At 44.6% G+C, this 20,684-nt stretch carries 18 protein-coding genes; 1 reads left to right on the top strand and 17 read right to left on the bottom strand.

Annotated elements, in window-relative coordinates:
• Positions 1 to 4: 4 nt before the first annotated feature.
• The 15 genes from HYG93_RS07440 to HYG93_RS07370 all read right to left on the bottom strand — a co-directional run bounded on the left by HYG93_RS07440 (position 5) and on the right by HYG93_RS07370 (position 17,581).
• Positions 5 to 1,903 (bottom strand): hypothetical protein, encoded by a 1,899-nt coding sequence (locus tag HYG93_RS07440; RefSeq protein ID WP_178962175.1) that lies wholly within the window; start codon positions 1,901 to 1,903, stop codon positions 5 to 7.
• Positions 1,903 to 3,060 (bottom strand): hypothetical protein, encoded by a 1,158-nt coding sequence (locus HYG93_RS07435; RefSeq protein ID WP_178962173.1) that lies wholly within the window; start codon positions 3,058 to 3,060, stop codon positions 1,903 to 1,905. The genes HYG93_RS07440 and HYG93_RS07435 overlap by 1 nt, the downstream gene beginning before the upstream one ends.
• Positions 3,053 to 5,623: a hypothetical protein gene (locus HYG93_RS07430; RefSeq protein ID WP_178962171.1), complete on the bottom strand. Its 2,571-nt coding sequence runs from the start codon at positions 5,621 to 5,623 to the stop codon at positions 3,053 to 3,055. Before HYG93_RS07430 ends, HYG93_RS07435 begins: the two co-directional genes overlap by 8 nt.
• 4 nt (positions 5,624 to 5,627) lie before the next feature.
• Positions 5,628 to 6,215 (bottom strand): hypothetical protein, encoded by a 588-nt coding sequence (locus tag HYG93_RS07425; RefSeq protein WP_178962169.1) that lies wholly within the window; start codon positions 6,213 to 6,215, stop codon positions 5,628 to 5,630.
• Between the two features lie 30 nt (positions 6,216 to 6,245).
• Entirely contained in the window at positions 6,246 to 7,436 is a 1,191-nt protein-coding gene (locus HYG93_RS07420; protein ID WP_178962168.1) for a hypothetical protein, read from the bottom strand.
• Positions 7,426 to 10,725 (bottom strand): hypothetical protein, encoded by a 3,300-nt coding sequence (locus tag HYG93_RS07415; RefSeq protein ID WP_178962166.1) that lies wholly within the window; start codon positions 10,723 to 10,725, stop codon positions 7,426 to 7,428. Before HYG93_RS07415 ends, HYG93_RS07420 begins: the two co-directional genes overlap by 11 nt.
• Positions 10,726 to 10,829: 104 nt before the next feature.
• Positions 10,830 to 12,008 carry a LamG-like jellyroll fold domain-containing protein gene (locus HYG93_RS07410; RefSeq protein ID WP_178962164.1) on the bottom strand — a complete coding sequence of 393 codons (1,179 nt, stop codon included), beginning with the start codon at positions 12,006 to 12,008 and terminating at the stop codon, positions 10,830 to 10,832.
• A 7-nt stretch (positions 12,009 to 12,015) separates the two neighbouring features.
• A complete protein-coding gene (locus tag HYG93_RS07405; RefSeq protein WP_178962162.1) occupies positions 12,016 to 12,336 on the bottom strand; it encodes a hypothetical protein in 321 nt (106 codons plus the stop codon).
• Positions 12,337 to 12,404: 68 nt separating this feature from the next.
• Entirely contained in the window at positions 12,405 to 12,809 is a 405-nt protein-coding gene (locus tag HYG93_RS07400) for a hypothetical protein (RefSeq protein WP_178962161.1), read from the bottom strand.
• Positions 12,790 to 12,987 (bottom strand): hypothetical protein, encoded by a 198-nt coding sequence (locus tag HYG93_RS07395; protein ID WP_120364425.1) that lies wholly within the window; start codon positions 12,985 to 12,987, stop codon positions 12,790 to 12,792. The genes HYG93_RS07400 and HYG93_RS07395 overlap by 20 nt, the downstream gene beginning before the upstream one ends.
• Before the next feature lie 93 nt (positions 12,988 to 13,080).
• On the bottom strand, positions 13,081 to 13,755 hold the full coding sequence (locus HYG93_RS07390; protein ID WP_178962159.1) for a DUF6682 family protein: 675 nt from the start codon (positions 13,753 to 13,755) through the stop codon (positions 13,081 to 13,083).
• Positions 13,755 to 14,606, bottom strand: coding sequence for a RyR domain-containing protein (locus HYG93_RS07385; RefSeq protein WP_178962157.1), 852 nt, complete (start codon positions 14,604 to 14,606; stop codon positions 13,755 to 13,757). Before HYG93_RS07385 ends, HYG93_RS07390 begins: the two co-directional genes overlap by 1 nt.
• 78 nt (positions 14,607 to 14,684) lie before the next feature.
• Positions 14,685 to 15,158, bottom strand: coding sequence for a hypothetical protein (locus HYG93_RS07380; protein ID WP_120365285.1), 474 nt, complete (start codon positions 15,156 to 15,158; stop codon positions 14,685 to 14,687).
• 67 nt (positions 15,159 to 15,225) lie between these two features.
• Positions 15,226 to 16,515, bottom strand: coding sequence for a DUF4043 family protein (locus HYG93_RS07375; RefSeq protein WP_120365284.1), 1,290 nt, complete (start codon positions 16,513 to 16,515; stop codon positions 15,226 to 15,228).
• 25 nt (positions 16,516 to 16,540) lie between these two features.
• A complete protein-coding gene (locus HYG93_RS07370) occupies positions 16,541 to 17,581 on the bottom strand; it encodes a hypothetical protein (protein WP_120365283.1) in 1,041 nt (346 codons plus the stop codon).
• Positions 17,582 to 17,688: 107 nt separating this feature from the next.
• On the opposite strand from HYG93_RS07370, the gene HYG93_RS07365 reads away from it, so the two are divergent.
• A complete protein-coding gene (locus HYG93_RS07365; RefSeq protein ID WP_256733396.1) occupies positions 17,689 to 17,913 on the top strand; it encodes a hypothetical protein in 225 nt (74 codons plus the stop codon).
• A gap of 47 nt (positions 17,914 to 17,960) precedes the next feature.
• Here HYG93_RS07365 and HYG93_RS07360 read toward each other — a convergent pair whose 3' ends face one another.
• Complete coding sequence (locus tag HYG93_RS07360) at positions 17,961 to 18,326, bottom strand: Gp49 family protein (RefSeq protein WP_178962156.1); 366 nt, start codon at positions 18,324 to 18,326, stop codon at positions 17,961 to 17,963.
• Between the two features lie 63 nt (positions 18,327 to 18,389).
• On the bottom strand, positions 18,390 to 20,672 hold the full coding sequence (locus HYG93_RS07355; RefSeq protein WP_178962154.1) for a hypothetical protein: 2,283 nt from the start codon (positions 20,670 to 20,672) through the stop codon (positions 18,390 to 18,392).
• Between the last annotated feature and the right edge of the window lie 12 nt (positions 20,673 to 20,684).

Below are 20,684 nucleotides of genomic sequence, written 5' to 3'. Positions count from 1 at the left end.
CGTGTTAGTAGCTGTAGTTATGGCTTTCACTGTTACTTGTGGATTTCGATGTGCTTGCAGATCCGCTGCCGCTGATTGATGCGGATACATGCGCTGCAGACATTGCTCCTGCCGCAAGCTGTGCTGAATACTGACCAAGCGCTTTCGCTTGTTCAAGCGCCAGCTGGGCTTCTTGCAGTGATTTCTGAATCTTTGCCTCATATTCTTTGATCTGCATTTCTGCAATTGCAATATTTGTCCGAGTATTGTTGTCTGAAAAACGCGACTGCATTTCAGCATGCGAGATTTCAACACCTGCACTGGACTTCCAAGCATCGACTTGCGCACTGAAGTTGGATGTTTTCAGCTGCGCTTCACTTAAACGGGTCTGCAAGTCTGCTTTGTAGCCGTCCATATCGGCGCTGTATTTGGCGATCCATGTGCGGGCCGCTTCCATTTTCAGCTTAATCTCGTCACTCTTTAAGCTGGCTTTCGATTGAACTGCCTGAACCGTTGATGCATAAGCGCGGGTCTGCGCTTCAAACATGCTGACACGTGCAGATTCAGCGCGGGTCTGCGCTTCATACGCATCGACCTTAATTTTTTCAGCATTAATCTGCTCACCAAACGCCTGCACTTCGCTGCGGTATGCATCAAATTGATTCTTGATAACGTCCGCACGTACTGACGCGCCCTGCATGGATGCTTTGTACAATTCAACATTAGACAGCACTGCGTCTATGCGCGCTTTATACACCTGCACATGCTGTTCATTGACTTGGCCCAGCGCCACTTGAGCATCTACAGCTGTTTTGTAGGCAGACAGTTTAGCAATTGCGCCTTCCAGTTTTGTTTTATATACCAAAGTCAGCGATTCAAATGCGCTGTTCTGCGCATTAAACAGCGCCACTTGCGCATTAAAAACACTGATCTTACTTTCAGCATTAAACTTGGCTGTTTCAAATAAATGATTCACTGTGTTGTTAAACACATTGACCATGATCTGCTCAAGCGCAATGCCCCTCTCAACCATGAATCGAATATTATCAATTTCCATTTTACTGGCTTCGATTAAAATATCCCGATTCAGCTCACCTGTCTGCAAATGGCCCTGCTCACGGATTGATGCGGCCTGCTTGGCAAGCATGCCCGGTGGCATAGAATAGTTTCTGCTTGACCAGTCATTGATAGATTCTTGAACTGCGCGCTCAGTGTCACGGCTTAAACGGCTTCTTGCACGGCTAAACAGCGCATCCTCAATCGGCGCAGGCAATCCCGTGCCACCTGCCATCCATGCTTTCACCTTTTGTTCAATATCAGTCAGCAGTGCTGATTCATAGGATGGCTCACGCCATTCCATAAACACATTAGGCACAGCAATTGAATCCAATGAAGGTGGCTTGCCGTCAAAGTCTGCCAATTCCGGAAAATGGAACTCCGGTATTTGCAACTGTACCAGCTGATCTAATTCCGGCATTTGCAATTCCGGCAGTTTAGGCAGTTCAATATCTGTCGAAATATCCGGCTTGGCTGGCTGATGCAATATTGTAATACCTGGTGCAGACGGCATCTGAATCGCTGGCATTTCAGGCGCAACCGGTATATTGAGATCATCTAACTCCAAATCAGCAAGCAAATGCTCAATATTGGTGAAGGACGGTAAATCCGGATATGCCAGCGGTGAGGCTGTTAAAACCGGCTGATGGCCAAAGTCCAGTACAGGAACCGGTGTTTCAGGAATACCGATACGGACATACGGATCAATCGGCGCTACAGCAACATTTTTAATATCCTGCAATGCGCCATTGAGCTGTGTTTGATACTTCTCAGCGAACGTATCAATTTTATCCATCTGTTCAATAACTGTTGTAATTGCCGCGCCCATAATGCCGTCCGGCGCTAAATCCTGCACAGAACCCGCCATTAGATTCTCCTTTTGGTATTAGTGTAATCAAAAGACAATGCGTTGATATGTGCTGCGCTGCCTTGTATTGAAAGTGCAAATGTAAAATGACGGCCTCTTAGGCCACGCCCGAACACTGCTCTGCCATTGGTTAATTGCTGAGATGTTTCTTGCGGCATGAAATATTTGAAAGTCTGTTCTGCACCGGTTTGTGTTGTGCTTACATCAACCGCGATAGGCAAATTGCCGTTGCTGGAATATTCAAGATAAGCTGCCTGCGGATGCACCAAAGAATCACCAAAATCAATCTTGCCTGTTTTCAATTCTGCGCTGATCTGCTCACCTTCCAGCCCAGCAACATACACGCCCTGCTCATTCCATAAGTGCAGCTGTCCATTGATTACCGTCGCACCTTCAAAATTATAAGGCGCATAGCGTGACATGGCCCAATTATCTGTATTCGCCGTCCATGCTTGTGCATGGCTCTGCGTTTGCACATAACTGTCGGTAATAAATGCCGATTCCAGCACCATAAAATGTGCATATTTTAATCCAAACTGCATGTCAGACATGACCGCCGTTTCATTTATACGGTACGTGCCTAGTTGAATGCTCTGATCTATATCCGCTGTGGTTGCGCTTTCTAGCGTCAAGAAGTAGGAATGCCGACTGCCGGACAGCAGATCCTGCGCAAGCGCCTGCTCTTGCACGGAATCTATGAGTGACTTGTAAGCCGTATCTGTCAAGACTGCGTTTTCACTGACTTGAGTCGCTACTGCGCGCTGTCCAAATGCAGTATCAGTCGTGGTAGCGGATTCCAGCATGCGGTGTGACTGTATATAAAATTGCAGATCCGAGGCATAGGCGGTTTCTGTAACAGCCATTGCGCTGATGCCGCTAAACGGTTTATCTGTCAGCGTAGCCTGTTCCAGCACATACCCGTAGCTGTGCGCTGCACCAAATGCATGATCAGATAAAGCCGCCTGTTCATAAATGATGTAAACGATTTGACCTAGATCAAAGTCTGATGCAAGAGCCCGTTCTTCAATTTTTGCTGAAATGCGGACAAATTGCGTATCAGCTAAACGTGCAAATTCTTCCGTAAAAAATGCTGTATTGCTCCAAGTCTTATCACTTGCAATTGCCAGTTCGCTGGTAATATCTTGATAATTACTCATTGATTACCCCAATAAAGTGATGTGCGCCAGAATGATCAGCAAGGCTGGTATAACCCCAATAAATCCTGCGCATGCGTTCATTACTTTCACTAATGTTGGCATATTCGCAACTGCCAAACACAGCCTTACAACCATCTTTAACCACATAGTTTCCAGTTTCATCCGGGGATGGCAGAAAATACTCTGTAACACGTGTATCTTTAGCAGCAAGTAGCGGTTCATCCTGAATACTGGCATAAATCGCATTACTGCTTTTTGCTGGCGGACTGGAACTTTTACTGTAGGTATGCACCTTAGGTGCACCGCCACCGCCACTTTGTTTCCACTCATGCACACTTGGATGTACTAGCCAGCGAATGTCATAAGGGAGGTTAGGCAACCAAGGGCCCTGATCTGCAAATGCATTGGCATCTGACGGCGCATATTTGAGAATTTCCACCCAAACCGGGTTGCCGTCTTTTGGATACGGCACACCTGTCATTTTTTCCAGCGGGTTATTCCATGCAAAAATAAAATCATAAGTCCACATGCGGTAGCTGGTAGGATCGGTGATGCTGTGCAGCGCCAAACTCTCAGATACAGATTGGCTTGTCTGCAGCTTTTGTGAAGCAGTTAAGGCTGCATTGCGCATAAAATACGGGATACATACGGCGACGCCTAAGCTTTGATCATTTGAGCGTGTCACGATAGTTTCATGAGTGTAATAACGGTTACGCCACACACTGCCCGACATTGAAAAGAAATGATCGAATGCGAAAAATGGCTGTGAATCAAAACCTTTATCACGGCCTGTGATCTTGGTTGTAATGGTTACTGGATCATAGATTTCGCGCAGATCCAAATCAGAAATATAAAAATGGCCATGCGGTGATGACTGCCCTGATATTTCCGTCTGCTCCCATGACCCAACCGTCATCACTGGCTCAAAATTATTTACAACTTCCTTCTGATAGCTACGCCAATCCACAAAATAGCTGATCGTTTTAATACTGTCGCCAATGTAGTATCCATACATAATGGTGTCGCAGTTTGGTCGCTGGCTGGCTGGAACGGGCTGATAAGCACCGAAATCAAAAGAAATGCATGCACCAAACCAAGTATCAGGGAATTTAATCTGTGGCTGATTTTTCGGCGCTGCGTTATGGTACAGATAACCCTCTGCATAGCGCCGGATGTTGCCGCTGTGTTTTGCAATCGGCTCCATGGTCAAGTTGTACCAGTAATTGACTTCATCCTCATTCACCGTCTGGCCTAAACGGCTTAAAATCATGCTGCTGTCAGCACGGCGCAGTTTATACAGAATGCTTGCAGCTTTCACTGTGCCGGCAGGTAAAAGAGGAATAAGAGCGCTCAAATATGGGCCAGCGCTTTGAGCATCCTGCTGCGACATTGTTACCTTGCCAAGCATGCCTCTGTTTTCAGCAGGCATAAAACTGGCATTCAGCAAATAGGTGTAACCGATACTAATGCCAGTATCAGGATTTACCCCCCAGCAGGTATTTATGCCTTCAGTTCCATTCAGATTAAACGACCAGCCACAGACTTCGGTATAAGCATTGAAGCTGTAAAAGTCTGCCGTGTCGCAGACTTTGATAATTGCGCCAGCACGATGCCATGCGAAAAAATCATTATGGTTTTCAGGAAATCCCTCACCGCTAGGCATAGCACCGAAACGATCAAGAATGGCTAGAATCTCACTGTCGCCCTGCTCACTAATCCATTCATAAAATTCCGGTGTTGCCGTTGCGGGTATGCATGGCATCGGCATCGCCCAAACGCCTGAAGCATTGACTTTAAGTAGCCAAGGTGCGCCACCACTATCAAAGCTCACCGCATCTGTATTGCTGAATTTGTAGTCATATTGAAACTGTCCGCTGACTGGCGGTATTCCAGAATATGCAGGCAACAAATTGTTTTTAATGCTTTCTTCAATAGCTTCACGCAAGTCTTCAGGTAGTGCTAGTTCAGCGCGTTCAAACTCATTGTTCGGCAGGCTCTCAAAATCCTGAATACCGTATCCGCCGACAATCTGCATCACTTCCGCCATAGCGCCGCTGTACCACGTAGGCCGCTGCTGCACATACTGTGTAGTCATATACACCGCATTCATATTCTTTGGTGCAAACTCATTCACTATGCTTTCATTGACTGAAACATTAAAGCGGTGCAGCTTCAATTTTTTTGCAGGCTTTTCCCGCTTTCCATATCCGCTAAGGCGCGCGCGGGTCTGTTCTGACAGCATCAAACCCGTGCCTTGATCTGCCTGTGGCTTTGCATCGGTAATACATCCGCTATACAGCATAGGCACATAAGACTTGGCAAATCCGGTGTAGCTGAAACGCTCATCGCTGCGCTTATATGCCAGCACTTTGAGTATTCCAGCCATATCTGAAATAACAAAATAACCGCCATCCGGTAGGTAGGCGGTTCTGCGTAGGCTTTCGACGTTGCCTGCTTGCTTGAAGTCTGAGAAGCGGCGGACTGAAACATCAATAAACGCGCTGTCGCGCTCACTGAGTAGGCCGCCCTCAACACTTAAACCATACGGTTTAGCGCTATGCATCGCTTTACGCTAGTGCAAAACGGTAGCCAATATCGAATGTGTCATCATTTTGAAAGGTGCGCGCTGCCGCATATTTCGCTGCTGAAATCAGCACACCTGATGTGCCGCCACGGGCTGAATGCGTCAGCAGTGCTGTGCCTGTCACATTGACTTGTGACGCTGTTGCAAATACCACGCGCGCTGTCGATGCCAAGTTTTCAATATATGTATCTTCGTTGGCCTGAATAGGCGTAAATGCTGGACGTGTTGCGCTGGTATAACCTTCAGTTAGTGATGTAATTTCATTTGCCACTGTTGCGAAGTTGTTTGCTTTCCAGTTGCTTGCTGGTGCAGCTGAACCATTAAAAAGCGCCAAATAAAAACCGGCAGGTTTAGCTTTGCTTGCAATGAAATATGTATTCAATACATCAAGCAAACCTTCTTTGGTGATTAAGTTTTTAGTGCGCGTCCATTCACCGTCATTCACACGGTCAAAATACTCACCTGTTGCAATAATGCCGTGGCGTGGGAAATAAATCCCTTCCTCCGTCTGATCATAAATTTCGTTGTGCAGATCTTTCTGCAAGTCATTTTTAATACGCTGTTTGTTCATTGCTCTGCGCTGCTGTAAATGAATATGCCTTCAATTTACAACAGCAGTGACACGTCCATCCAACCCTACAGCGGAGGCGCTGATACCACTGATATTCTTCATCACAGTTTTTTGCAGCTCGATCAGCTGTCCATCAGCTGTGCCGGCAGTAAAACCTTTCTCGCTTAACCAAACGGCGGCACTACTACTGGTATCCAAATGCGCCAGCAATGCACTGTCCGCTAAAAAACTACTATCTGGAATAGGCCGTGCTGAAGCTTTCGGCTCAACTATCATCTGCTGTAAATCCGCGCCTCTGAGGAATACCGTATGATCCACCTGACCAACCCAAATACCTCCTTCAACCGGCTCCAAGAAAGTAATGCGCTGTGGCATTTGAATAAAGCTGTAGCGCATATCGCATAAGTGAAAAGCCATCGCTTGTGAAAAGTAAATGACATTGGCGCGCACTGTAATAATCCGGCCCCGCCATAAATTCAAGTATTTGCCCGCAGGCATCGGATCTATGTATTGAGTGACAGTCGCAGCGCCAAGCGCCGGCAGCATCGCAATATGCGCTTGCGCTGCTGATATTGGGTAATCTTCAACTCGATACAGCACAGATCCGCCTGCCTCAGTCATGTAAAGGCGGATATGCGTGACGGATGGATCAGAACACAACGGAAAAGTAACCTGCGCTACATTCTGCCCTGCGCACTGAAGGCTGCTGATTTCTGACAGTCCAGATTCAGCGCCGCTACGCAGCCATGACACTGCAAAATTATACTGGCCTTCATGCAGGCTACCATCACCATCTTGCGTCACATACGGCGCAGCTGGCGTATCCAGCGTAAACTTCAGGGCATTCTTGCCGTCATATATAAACAAGCCTGCATCACTACACATCAACACATGGCTATTTAAAACAATGTGCTTTGTACGCCCAGCCGCTACGCCGGCATAGAGTACCTCATACGACCAGTCTTTAGGATTTACCTTGACCCAATCACCATGCAGTGAAGCAAAACAATCACCGTGTAAACTAGATTGCCATAGCCATTTAAAAGGCAATTGCGTTTGCTGTGCAACACCTGCGCGTAAAGATGCACGGCCTGTTTCAGAAATATCAATGTTCAAAGCCTCTCGAACATGCAGGCTTGGACTGTCGCCGCCGCGTTCTAACGCTTCATCTTCACGCGCATTATCTATTCCAGCAAATGAAGGTAATTTTCTAATCGGCATCTGGCGCTCCTTTTCGGTAGTTATCACCATTCCCATAAGGGCGAATATAGTGAACCTTATTGCCGATATTAGGCGTGTTAAGTGTGCTAGAAGCAAACCCTAGAGCGCCGATTACCTGTTCTGGTGGCGGCGGCAACGGTATGCGCTTCACCTTCATGCGCTGATCAAATCGGGTATGATCATAATCTGCTCTAAACGTATCAAAGCTGGCAGGATTAATTTCACGAACCTTCAGCGAGATCCATGCTTGTCCGAATTTTTCAGCATTAAAGCCACCATAATTACCGCTGACAAGGCCTCCAATGCGTAAACCTTGCCACATGAATGGACCATCACCAAACAAGCGCGTCCCCATTTGTAAAGCATCATAGCCATGCATGCCAATTGAACGGTTTAGCAGTTCAATACGCTGACCGCCAAACGAAAGCATATTCATTGCGCCAGCATAAATACGGTGTACACCAATTTCAGCACGATGCTGTATAGACGCGCGCCCTGATGCAAAGAAATCGGCAGAATCGAATTGCTCTAATATTTGCTCAAAAGGGCCAACAACATGCCAACCCGCACGATATGAGGCAAAACCCTTCACCCCGATATAACCTTTTCGGTTAAATACGCTTGGATGACCTAAACCTAAATTCGCCCAAGCAGAAACATTTTGCAATTTGCGGTGTCGATTCGTAACGGTCGCATTACCAAAAACTTCACCTGGTGGACGACCACCTACATCACTGTTGACAAAGTGCAGTATGCCACTGGCAGGATTATTTTGCTGTGCTTGTGCTGGTGCTTCAGTAACGGCATAGATGATATTTGGCGACATGCGCGGACGGCCCATTTCGATCTTATGTTCAAAGCCTTTAACACCAATAGTCCGGTTGCGGTTGCCGACTGCTGGACTGCCAAAATCCAGCACCTGAATGCCGGATTGAATCTGAATGACGTTTGAGCGCACAGACGGCAAACCAAAAACGCTGCGGAAAATCCCCGATGGATACAGCACATTCTGGTTAATGCCTGGTGCTGGAACTTGATTTTGAGGTGGCTTAATACCGTGGCCTGAATAATCTTGTCCATCAATGGATATAGAATCCAGCCAAATACGCTGATCTGTAAACGGCGGCTGTGCCGTTTTGGCTAGGCGCGCTCTACCGAACTGCATCGAATGCCAGCCAGCAAAATCAAATGACCTGTCACGAAACGCAATCACCGGCTTGCTGAATAAAGTAAGTGTATCGCCTTGCGCATTTACATCGCGCCATTGCGTCCGTATAGATGCGCTGCCAAATTCTGCGCTGTCATGTCCAAAGATCCGCAATTCAGGCGTAACATTATGCAGCTGCGGTGTGCCAAAGAAATCACGCAAGGCCCATTTCGGCGCAATCTTCGTCCATCGTTCAAATACTTCACCAAATCCGCCGATAAATGAATCTATGCCGCCGACTGGATCAATATAGCGTGTATGCAAATGCACAGACGGCATTCTGATCGGTGGCGGCGCAATAGAATGACGCGCCTCTATGCTCACTGTGCGGATGCGGTAAGCAATAAACGCTGTGCCGAATGCTTGGCTTTCAATGTTGCCGATGCGTTGGAAATTGCGTCGGGTATTTTCAATGCCCGCATTACCGAATGTCTGCGCGTTAAAGCCTACTGACTTAAGAACCGCAGCCGTATTGTATGCAATATGCCAGCTTGACATATACGGCGCTTCAATGCCGTCCGGTTTAATCTTACGGACACGGTGCGTAATCCGCGGCTGCCCTAGTCCTTCAATTGCATCAAAGCCCTTCACTTGCAGATCACGGCCTGTATTCTCAATAAATGCGTGACCAAATTTGCTATGCACAAAGCCGCTGGCCTGCATTGCCCGGTTGCGGTTAGCAATCGCAGTCCATCCGACAATTGCAGGCGGTACAAGGCCGCTGTCATGTATAAAGGTCTGCACAATATACTGGCGTAAATTCCAAACCTTGGCATAACCCCAGCGCATCGCATCTTCATTGCCTGCGGTCAGAAAGCCTTTCGCGCCGAGATAGCGCTTTTTCAGTGAAATTTCAGCGCTGCCAAATACGCCAGTAAAACCTAATGCTGAAATGGTTTGAATTTCAGGAATAATCCGTGTGCCGAAACGCGCTGCATCAAAGCCTTGCGGGCCAATGTGCTGATCTCCGCCAACTCCAGGCAGTCCAGCAGCAGGTGCTTCAATACCATCAGGCGCAATGCTCCGTGTTTTAAACGTGACCCATCCGCCTGAAGAAACGATCGATAAGCTGAAACCTAAAATTGATACTGTCCGGATGCCATGCTCAATGCGAGGAGTACCTGAATCATTAAACACTGCCCCTTTTGTCTGCACTGGCCGGTTTTTAAAATCCAGCTGAGCAGAACCGAATGCGCTACTGTCCTTGCCTCCAGCTTCAAGATAGCGCCTTAAACTGATGACACTTGGCTTTCCAAACTGCGCGCTGTCTGTGCCTGTTGCAAACAGCCATCTAACACCGCCGAGCAGTGCTGGATTGCCAAACGCCAGCGGGCTGAAGCTGGGTGCTGCAATAATTTGCTTGCTGTTGTATATGCGTGTGGTGCCGAACTGCAATACATTAAAACCGCTGACAGTAGCCAGCTGGTTTTTGTTTACAGCGGATGCATGGCCTAATGTTGAAGCGCTGAATCCTGAAACATTAATCAGCTGTTTAAGATTGTACAGCTTGGCTAAACCAAACAAAGATGAATTAAAACCGCTGACCTTAGTCTGCTGATTTTTACTGATAATTCCAGCGTTACCGAACGCTTGATTGCTGAAACCTGATCCAGCGAGATACTGCCGGCTGTTATGCGGCTTTGCTGTGCCGAATGCTTGATTACTGAAACCCGCCGCAATCAGCTTCTGATTTTTATTTTTTAATGTCGCGCTGCCGAATACTTGCGTAGAGAAACCGAATACCGAAAGATATTGATTGCCATTATAGATTTTTGCCGATCCAAAAACCGATGCATTCAATCCGGATGGCTTTATTATTTGACGCAGATTATAGGCTTTATGTACGCCGAAAGACTGAAAAGACAGTCCAGCTGGTTTAATAAATTGGGTAAATGCCAGCTTAGGCTCTGCAAAAGATAAGCTGTTAAATCCCAGCCCCAGCACAAACTGCGGCGCAACAGGATCTAAATCTGAAATATCACCGACTGTCAGCGTTAATCGAAATGATTTTTCAAGGCTGGAATTTTGCTCAATTGTATATTCAGTTATGAGCCTGAAAGGTTTTTCAACGTCATCTGTCATTGTCGATCACAGCATTCAATGTTGTTTTCAGTTTAATTCAACGAGGGTACGAACCCTAAACCCTTCACCCCATAAGTTCGACAACAAAAAAGCACCCGAAGGTGCTAGAAATTTGGAAACGGCTCTATTGGAACAACATGAGTCCCTTTATATCTCGAAACCCCTTTTGTTACTCGTAACTCATCAATAATACAGTTAGACCAACTGTTATTGACATTATAATCTATCCGCCCCACCTCGAACGGGGCATCTACCCATTTTATAGCTTCTGTAAAAATTACCAAATCAACTACAGATCCATTTCTTAAAGCCCTAAGAATATTCCCATGTCTTTCAACAGATAAAAACTCAAAAACACCTACTGTGAAGCTACCAAAATTCAAACTCGCTCGACCGCCATTTGCACCAATAACTTCAAATGCTACTTGAGTTCCGCCTGGTGGCATAAACAACGCGAAAGATTCATTGTTGGAATTATATCGCTTACAGAAGATTCCACCCCATAAACCATTCACCCCCTTATGAGCAAACCACAAATCAATTGTAAAATCCTCAGCACCAAAATCTTGAGATGTATCACTAACAGTCGCTCTAGCTGTACGCCAATGATTTGCATTTGTTCTAAAGCCTTGGCCAAACTTACCAGTTTCGTAAGCAGACTCTGGCGATGTCCACGGTGTGCCTTTTAAGTTTACAATACTGCCATCGAATCGCAACAATGCAACAACATTGTCAAAGTACGGGTCTCCACCAGCTACGACTGTAATTTCATCACTAATTTTCTCAACGCCATTTTTCACAGAACCAACACGCACAAAATAGGTTTTACCGACTTCAATATCTGTATCAACATAAGTCCGCACATCACCTGCCAAAACAGCTTTCGGCACCGGCAAATTTAGCGGATCAATCGGAGATTCTGAACAATAGTAATGAAGCTCAGTTACACTTTCAAAATCCCATTCAATTTCCAGCGCATTATTTGAAAAAGCCACAATGAGATTTTGCGGTGCACTGAATGTGGAAATATAGGTCTGTAATTCATCACTCAATAGTGACTGATTACCGCGTATCACGCGCACTCTATAATAAAGATCACGATCCAACACACTTTTTAGATTAATCTGATCAATAAAACGCATGGTTTTTAAACCAGTGGCTATCGGTGCTGGTAGCTCATGATCCGCTAGTCCAATCATACTTGTAAGTGAACGGAACACTTCAAAAGAATCAAAATGACCAAACTGTGCAAACTCAAGACGGATACCTTTTTCTTCAGACATGCTCCACCTATACAGACGGTTTAGAATCTATGATATTTCCATACGGATCTTCATTCTTCCAATAGCCTTGTTCGTCATGCCATTGAACATAGCTTTCATACAATGCTTGTTCACCGTTAGCCTGAATGGCTTTAATAATAAAAGGCTCAATCCATTGTTCGACTTGATCATAAGGCTGTTTGCACTGCTCATACGCATAAGTCTGAAATTTCGGAACCATAGAAAATCTGCGCCAATCATGAATGAAAGATGCGCCGCCAATTTCACCCATCGGCTCTGGATCAATACTGGTTACACCAATCGACTGCGCTGGTGGCTTTTCTGTCATTTTTAATCCTTCTGCATGATTGACATAAGTGGTCTTGTTACTCATACCGCTTAGGCATGAGCTTGGATTTAGACTTTATAGATTTTGTTCGCGCCATTATCCCATGTGACAATAATGTCACCACCATTAGGGGTAATGGGTAAGCCTGTCGCAGTATCAATATAGGCAAGCAGAGGACTTGTGGCAGCCGTTCCGGTATCCACATATAAAATGATTGCAGTAACCGTACTGCCAGCCACCGTCAGGAAAGTGACATCATTGGCATCTGCCGCGCCACCATTCGTAGATTTCCCGCTGAGTACGACAGCTGGTGCAACAATTGCGGATGTTGAAATATCAGAAAGATACTGGTGCGTACCTGTTTGCACTGCATAGCCGGATGAAACAAGAATGCATTTAATGGTATCTGAAAGCCAGTTGAATTGACCCTCTAAATAACCTTTGCGGGCCGTATCATAAAGTGTGTTTGCCATGCGTTTGAGTCTCCGTAATTAAATCGGAAGCACTCATGCGCTTATGTTTGATTTCAATGTGATTATCTGCTTCAACACAAATTCGAGCCAATTTCCCAGATTTTTTGATCAATTGAACTTTAGCATCGCCAATGTAAAGCGTATCTTCGGTCTTTAAATCAATAATACGTTTGCCCATATTTGTGCATGATTAAATAAAATAAGTAAGATCATTATGTAAAAAACCCCTGAAAAGCTTTAGCCTTACAGGGGTGCTTATGTCACAAGCAAGTCATGGCATGAATGGTTGCACCAAATGTGGAACATCTTCACGTGTCATGCGACGCAAATCACTATCAGGTCGTATACCAAAGTAATCTGTGAAAGCCTGTTCTGCTATTGCTGCTCGGTTTGGGTCAAAAAATTCAGAATCAGGTACGCTATATGCTCGATGCAATACCCACTGAATTAAATGTACATGATGAATTTGGTTGATCTCTGGCATGTCAGTTTCATTTTGCATTGGTACAAGCGGTACTCGATAGCCTTCAAGCTGTAACTCACCATCCTGATCGGGAGTTGGAATAACCCGAATACGTGTATCATCTTGAATGACAAATTCTGGTCTACCTTGCAAACGTCTCCAATTCTCAGAACTGTATCGTTGGTCCAAATATTCTGGAGAAGCAAGAGATAAATTAGAACCTCGATAACCATTCGCTGGCTCAAACCATACTTGGGTCAATTCATAAAGTGATGGGTGTAATGAGTATTGTGAATTGCCAGCCACTACAGGAATGTTACAAGCGTCTGAATTCTGACTTTCATGCAACAAACGACCACGAATACACGCCTCATTGACTGCATCGTTGAGCCATGCAATAACATCTACTTCATCATTAAAATAAGGTTCTACCTTATCATTGGCATCTACACGAAAACGACGTAGCAATTCACTTAATACCATTAGATCACTCCAAAGCTATGTACTTTCTCAATTGCAATGGCTTGAAGATCAGCTAGTTTAAGGTTTTCCTGAATTTCATCGCCATAACGTGATTTGATGTAATCTTTAACAGCATCCTTTGTACGCATTCCTTTGATGGCTTCAATTTCATCAAAGATAATATCCTCTTGCTGACGTTCTTCTTTCTGTTTTTTCTCAATATTTTCAGAAACTTGATTATCCACTAACGCTGGTTCGGTATTTTCATTGGCATCAACACGCTCAAATTCGGTGTGACCTAAAAATTTAAGTGCAGTTGCTTCTGGAAGAATTATCGTTACACCGCGCTCAAATGTTAAACCGGTACCATATAAATGGTCACAAAAACGTTCACGAGTTTTATGTGTGTAACGCACTCCCACACCAACAACCTGTTTTTGGGTGAGCACCGTAGTGGATTTTTGGCTATCCAAAACCTGTTGTTGCAACTTAACCAATTGATGGCTTAGTTCTAAATAATCATCAGGATCAGGCAAGTCTTTGATCAAATTAACCACAGCCTTAAACAGATGATCTTTTGCACGTTGTTCTGGTGGCAATTCAGCATAAGGTAAAATATTAGGATGGGTTTTATTGGCTAAATCTTTGACATCGCCATATACCCAACCATTTTCTGCTTTATCTTTTAGCCATTCTTCATGTGATTGTTCAGGGGTAGTATCAGGATTATTTAGATGAAAACTTACCCCAGCTTCCACTCCCTTTTTAATACTTTCTGGAGCATTATCCCAAGAAAGCTGTTCATCACCCATTGATGCACAGTAAGCCACATTAATACTGTATGCGATTGCTGCGATTAGACCTATTTTCATGTTCTTTCCTCACATAAACAAAGGGATAGATAACTATAATCAAATCATCTACCCCTAAAATTGCCACACTGATACCGATTAACGTGGACCAGTTAATTCACCAGACACTACGACCTTAATATCGGATGCCTTTGCGTTGGCAGCACCACCAGTGGTTAAGGTCAAAATGGCATCCTTGGGTAATGTGACCAGCTTCGTTCCATTTGCACGTAGACGTACTGCACTAGATAAAGCACCAGCACTAATGAAGTAAGCTGCATCCTGTGGTACTTCAGTAGAGTTCACACCATCCGCATATTTGAAACCAAGTGAACCTGTAACTGATTCAGTCATACCTGTTGTAATGATGACCTGTGCATCATCCAAACGCATACCACCTGGCAATAAACCAAGCTCAATCACATCACCTGATGCAACTGCTGCCGTAGAATTTGAATCCACAACTGCACCTGCTGCGGTTGTCGCCAAAGTAAATGCCAATGCAGTTAAGTTACCAAATGGTGCTGCACCACCGAACATAAGCGGATTACGCTTGCGTGTAATTGTTGCCATGATTGCAATACTCCAAAAAAAATCAAATAAAAGGCTGTACAGTCACTTCGACCATACAGCCTGTAAATTAAGAACCTTGCAGTTTCACCACGGTATCAACCGTAACAATGCCGTGATCGGTGTATTGGAACTCGCTACCATCACCATTTACATCAACATTGAAACGGATTTTCTTCACACCACGAATAGCACCAACAAGCAACTCAGCTTTATCGCCATGATCTAGTTCTTTTTCAGACCAGAAATATGAAACGCCTGTGCCTTTATGAGCAGCAAATGCCTCTGCTAATGCCTGTCCACCCAAGATGATTGAACGATCAACTGCATATCCAGCACCCAAAGCAGGTACTAAAGCATCTGCCTCAGTTTCACTGGTATAGCTTGTTGCATAGCGAATTGGATCACCTGGATTAAATCGAATCGCATGTGACATTTTGCGAATCAAGAAGTTATTCCACAAGCCAACTTCACCACGGAACAATGGATGATTCTTCGCATTAGATGAACGAGCTACTGCGTTACTGATAAGGGTGCGGAAGCCTTGTTGTTTAGCGAACCAGCGGTACTGCGCTGGTGAAACAATCCATAAGCGTAATGGCTCGTCAGTCGCAGCTTCATCACCTTCAACTTGAATGCATGGAGGTGGTAAAACCATATCGTCCATAACTGAACGCATACTGTCCACAGTGTCCATTGTGAAAAGATCGGTTGTTGCAAAGTCGACTTCCCCGCCATTAACTTTAAATGGCCGAACAGCATCACCAGATACAATGAAATGGCGGTTTTTAGTTGGTGCCTTAACATCATTGACCATGATCTGCTTATACTTTGCATGAGATGCAAGCGGAACAGCCCATTCAGCACTATTCTGGAAGCCACGTGCTCCACACAAATGAACAAGTGTAGAACCATCTGAATAACGATCCATCAAGTCCTGAGCGATTGGCTTACCAATACGACGAAAATCAACCGGCGAACGGATAGAAGTCATCACATTACCAAGATCAATCGGGAAACGCGCCTGATCTACACGCAAGCGATCTTCAACAATCGACATGCCTGTACCACGACCTTCCGCATATTCACTACCCATAATCGGGTAAGCATTCACAGGTTGAATCAAGTTATAGGTAACTTCATCACCTTTCTGTTTACCTAAATCCGTTACACGCAGAATTGGCATGTGCTTGGATGATTCATTTTTAATCTGGCTTGCCGCACCTGACTCGCCATTTTGCATTTTGCCAACCATGTTATTGATTAGGCTTTTGCGACGCAGGCTTTTAGCAAAAAGACCTACCGACTGTTGCACCGCATTTGTTTTATCGCCATAAGGGGCGTTTGTTTTACCTGGCATGGTTTATTTCTCCACAACAATGTAATTAAGCATTGCGTGCGTAATAAGCATCTATCTGTGCATCGGTCCAATTACTCATTTCAGCAAGTAATTCTGGACCCGATAAATTGGCTAGACGCTCATCATTAGATTGCCCTGTAGGATTGCCGCTTGGGAAATCAGTCACGCTATGCGGAACTTTTGTTGGAGCTTTGTTCACAGCTTGCATCGCTGCTGCCCGAACTGCATCAGTATTCTGTTGCTGTTGTGCAGCTTGAGTTGATTGTGTTCCAGACTTATACAATCCTAAGAGTTCAACAACTTGTGATGCCGAACCTTTATCTAAGACTGTTTTGTACGCATCCTTGGTAATGTTTGGCTGATTATCAAGCCAGTCACTAAATTCCTTGGATTCCACGATGGATTCAGCATCAGGATGCGCAGTAAAGATTGTATTAAAATGTGCATGTTCAGCACTCACCTGCTGTTGTTGCTGCATTGGTGCTAAAGCAGAATCTAACTTCTGTTGCACCATTGCTGATACACGCATATCAACAAGTTTTTGAATACCATCGGCTAAACCTTTCTCGTCAAAGTCACCAAAAATTGCAGGGTCTACACCCTGATCAATCGCCTGTTGAGCGATATCAGCTTGGTTATCCTGTACGGTTGGGGCTACACCATTATCCTTGCGTTCCTGTGCATTAGCCTGAAGCTCTGCAAGCTGTTGCTGTGAAGCATCAAACTTTTGCTTCCATTCCTTCTCACCGTTACGTGCTTCCACTAACTTTTCGTAGGGAATGGTATGCTTACCATCTTTTGCAACGATTACAGCATTTTCAGCATTCATCTGGCTTTCATCTGCCTGTGTTTGCTGCTGTTGTTGCTCTTGAGTCTGTTGCGTATTGTCTGCTGTTACTTCAGGTTTGTTTTTACCATCTTGAGTAGTGTCTGGCTCACTACCAGTTTCCGCAGCATTTGAAGCTGTGGTATCGCCATTCATCTCCTGAATTAACAGTTGAGATGCAAGTTCTGGTGTTATTTCACCTGATTCAATCAACTCTTGTTGTTGCTCTGTAATATCCATGTCTTTCCTATCACTTATCGCTGTGACCGCTAAGGCGAATGGCTAGAGTTACTAGCGTTTAGCTGCTGATTGCTCAACATGAGGAAAGTTTCAGGGATTTGGATATAATGGCGTTAGCCTTACAGGGGGTAGGATTAATGGCAGAATATTGTGCTCAATGCGCCAAGCAATATGGAATGAGTAATGGGTTTATCAATGAATGTAAGCCGAACTATCTAGCAAATGTTATTTGTGAAGGTTGTGGTGTAATTCAGGTGAATCACAAAGGTGAATGTGTGAGCCATGATTGCGACAATGGAAATCATGCCGTTGAATGGAAAATCAAGAAATAAAAAACCAGCATATTGATGCTGGTTGAAAGGTCTCGAATTCGATAGGGTTAAATGTTTTGCTGATATAATTTTTCTTTCAGTAAATAGCCTTCGAGCATCCAAATTTTGTTGCGTGCATCTTCGCGCGCAACTTTTTTACCTATTTCGGCATCAAAGTTTTCAGGGCTTGCACAATCTGATTGGCCAACGACTTTGAAGCCATTTTTTAGAATCAATACACAGAACGTTAGGGTCTTCAATGACTCATGAAATCCCATGGCGTTATAAGCATCCATCCCGCCAACTACACCATCTTTTGCCGTGAAGTAATATTCATCTGCAATAACCGAATTAATATCCGTAGGCGTTAAACGTGGCGCATTTAAGTTTTTAGATTGAATTTCTTGCTCAATTTTCTGTTCAGTATTTGACATGAACATAATCCTCAATAAAAAGACAGCCGATTTGACTGCCTTAGTATCTGTGAACAATGAAAATTACTCTTGCCTTACAGGGGGCATATTATCACTGATTCGTTGAGTCTCAATCCCCTGCATTCCTGTTGAACCTTGCTGTGGTACTGGTGGGTTCATTGGACTTGTATTCTGCTGTACTGGTAATTGCTCAGACCCAACCTGAGCACCTTGCCCTTGAATATATGGGCTGCGAATATTACTCGCTGCTGTCTGATCAGCTATCGGGAAATTTGGATCATCACCTAAAGGATTAGGACGCTGATACCCAGCACCCTGCATAATGTGGTCTGCAATCGGCGCAATCTGTGGCATTTGAGCAACTTGAACCGCGGCCTGCATTGCAGAATATGAAGACTGCACACCAGTCTGGACAGCTTTTGCTTCATTGTAGTTAATTTCACCCACTGCTTTACGCTCTTTAAGTTCAAGCTCACGCAACTTGATTTCATTACCTGCATCTGTCAGTGCTTGTTTAACAGCATCTTGAATCTGTTGCTGAATTTGCTCTGGTGTCGCAGCTTGAGAAGCATCCTTGATTGCTTGAATAACGTCTTTCTTGAACGGTGTATCAGTAAGAGCAATGATGTAAGGCAATATCGCTACCTGAATATTGGCTGGTAGAGACTTGGTAATTTCTGACAATGCATTCATTTGCTGTTCCATGAAGCTCTTAGAGCTTGGCACATCAGACAATGCAACCATAAGTCTTGTACGTTGAACATCATTAGAAAGATATGAATAACCTAGCGTATCAACTTCTGGCTTATTGATATGAACCCGACGTTCTTCAGTGACTGCATCACCTTCAATAATCACGACTTCTTCTTTTTGCCCAAGGTCTTCAATAATCAAAGCAATAAGTTGCTCACCAACCAAAGTCCGTGATGATCTGAAATTATCCATTACTTTCTGCATAGATCGATCAGATTGTTCAACCTGAATGGCTTCTTGCTTGCCTGAAGTTGCAGTACCTTGTTTGCCTTGGAATCCAGAAGTAATGCTACTGGTACGCTCAATTGCCAATCTACCATCATTCAGCATTTGAAATTGGTGCTGATTCAATTCAAAATCTCGATCCACCTCAAAGCGTGAACCTGGTTTCGCCATGTGTTGTTGGTTTAGTTCAATGTAGCTATCTGGTCGTGCAATCTGTTGACGTACTTGCATTGGTGTTAATGGTGTGGCTCCCTTGGTTGCTGTTACTCGAACACTACTCATACCCCAACGCAATTTTGCTTGTGTACTATTCACTAAATCCTGTGGATACTTCATGTCACGAATAAATCCAAAAGGTACACCAGTATTGTCCTCACGAAATGCAAAGAATGGCACGTATGGGAAATGCTTATGAGGATATGGAGAAGGAGAATCATGTAATTGATGTGGGCCTATCCAATATGCTCGTCTAACTCGTGCAACTGTGGCGCGCTCTGGTACCGCATGGCCATTTGCAGCAGCATACAAGTGTGATGGGTTGTTTTCATCAAATTCAACAATACGACCATCATTGAAACGCAACATAATCACCTCAACCCAACGTCTATACCAGTATTCACACACAAGAATTTCTTTAGATGATGGGTTATACCAATACTGTTCTTCTTGTGTCCATGCACGTTGATTGGCCCACGCATTACTTAAATTGGTACCATGCCCACCATCGAGTACATCGTCATGCTCCCACCATGAGGAACCATGCTGTGCGATACGCTCAATCAGCTCTTTATGTTGAGAAAAAGCCACTTTTAAGCGTTGAGGATGTACCCAACGCTTACGTCTAAGCCAACGAGCATCAGATAAATCATCTTCTTGCGCCTTCATATCCCAATGAATTTCATTACGATGAACAGATACACACCGATATGGATAATCCAATGGATTTGATTCTCGCTTTACTTCAACCCAACCAAGGCCACAACAAATTTGAGGGCGGAATGCAGCACTACATGCTTTATCTGCTTTTGACTGTCGTTCTGCCTGATTTAATTTATAGTTGAGCGCATCGGCAACATCTTGCCCACCCGGTTCGCCATTTGCAGTAACGCGCCAATCTGTACGCGTACTTGTTTCAAACCCTTCAATTGCTCGTATTGCTGGTCCAATTAAGTTCTCCACCGCAGGCGGTATGCCAATCTCTTGCATACGTTTAAGCAAATCACTATCTAGTTGATTGCCGTCGGCATAGTCCATTTCTTTATCTGCGGTGCTGCGCCACAATGGTTGATGTTCTATTTCATAATGAATTTCTTGGATTTCCTTTAGGTTTAGCTCAAGCTCATCATTTGCCGGCGTATTGTCTATCATGTTCATAGCTCC

Origin of the sequence: Acinetobacter sp. SwsAc6 (genome assembly GCF_013391565.1) — a bacterium.
GTDB classification, from domain to species: Bacteria; Pseudomonadota; Gammaproteobacteria; order Pseudomonadales; family Moraxellaceae; genus Acinetobacter; species Acinetobacter cumulans.
This window is presented reverse-complemented; position numbering and strand designations above follow the sequence as displayed.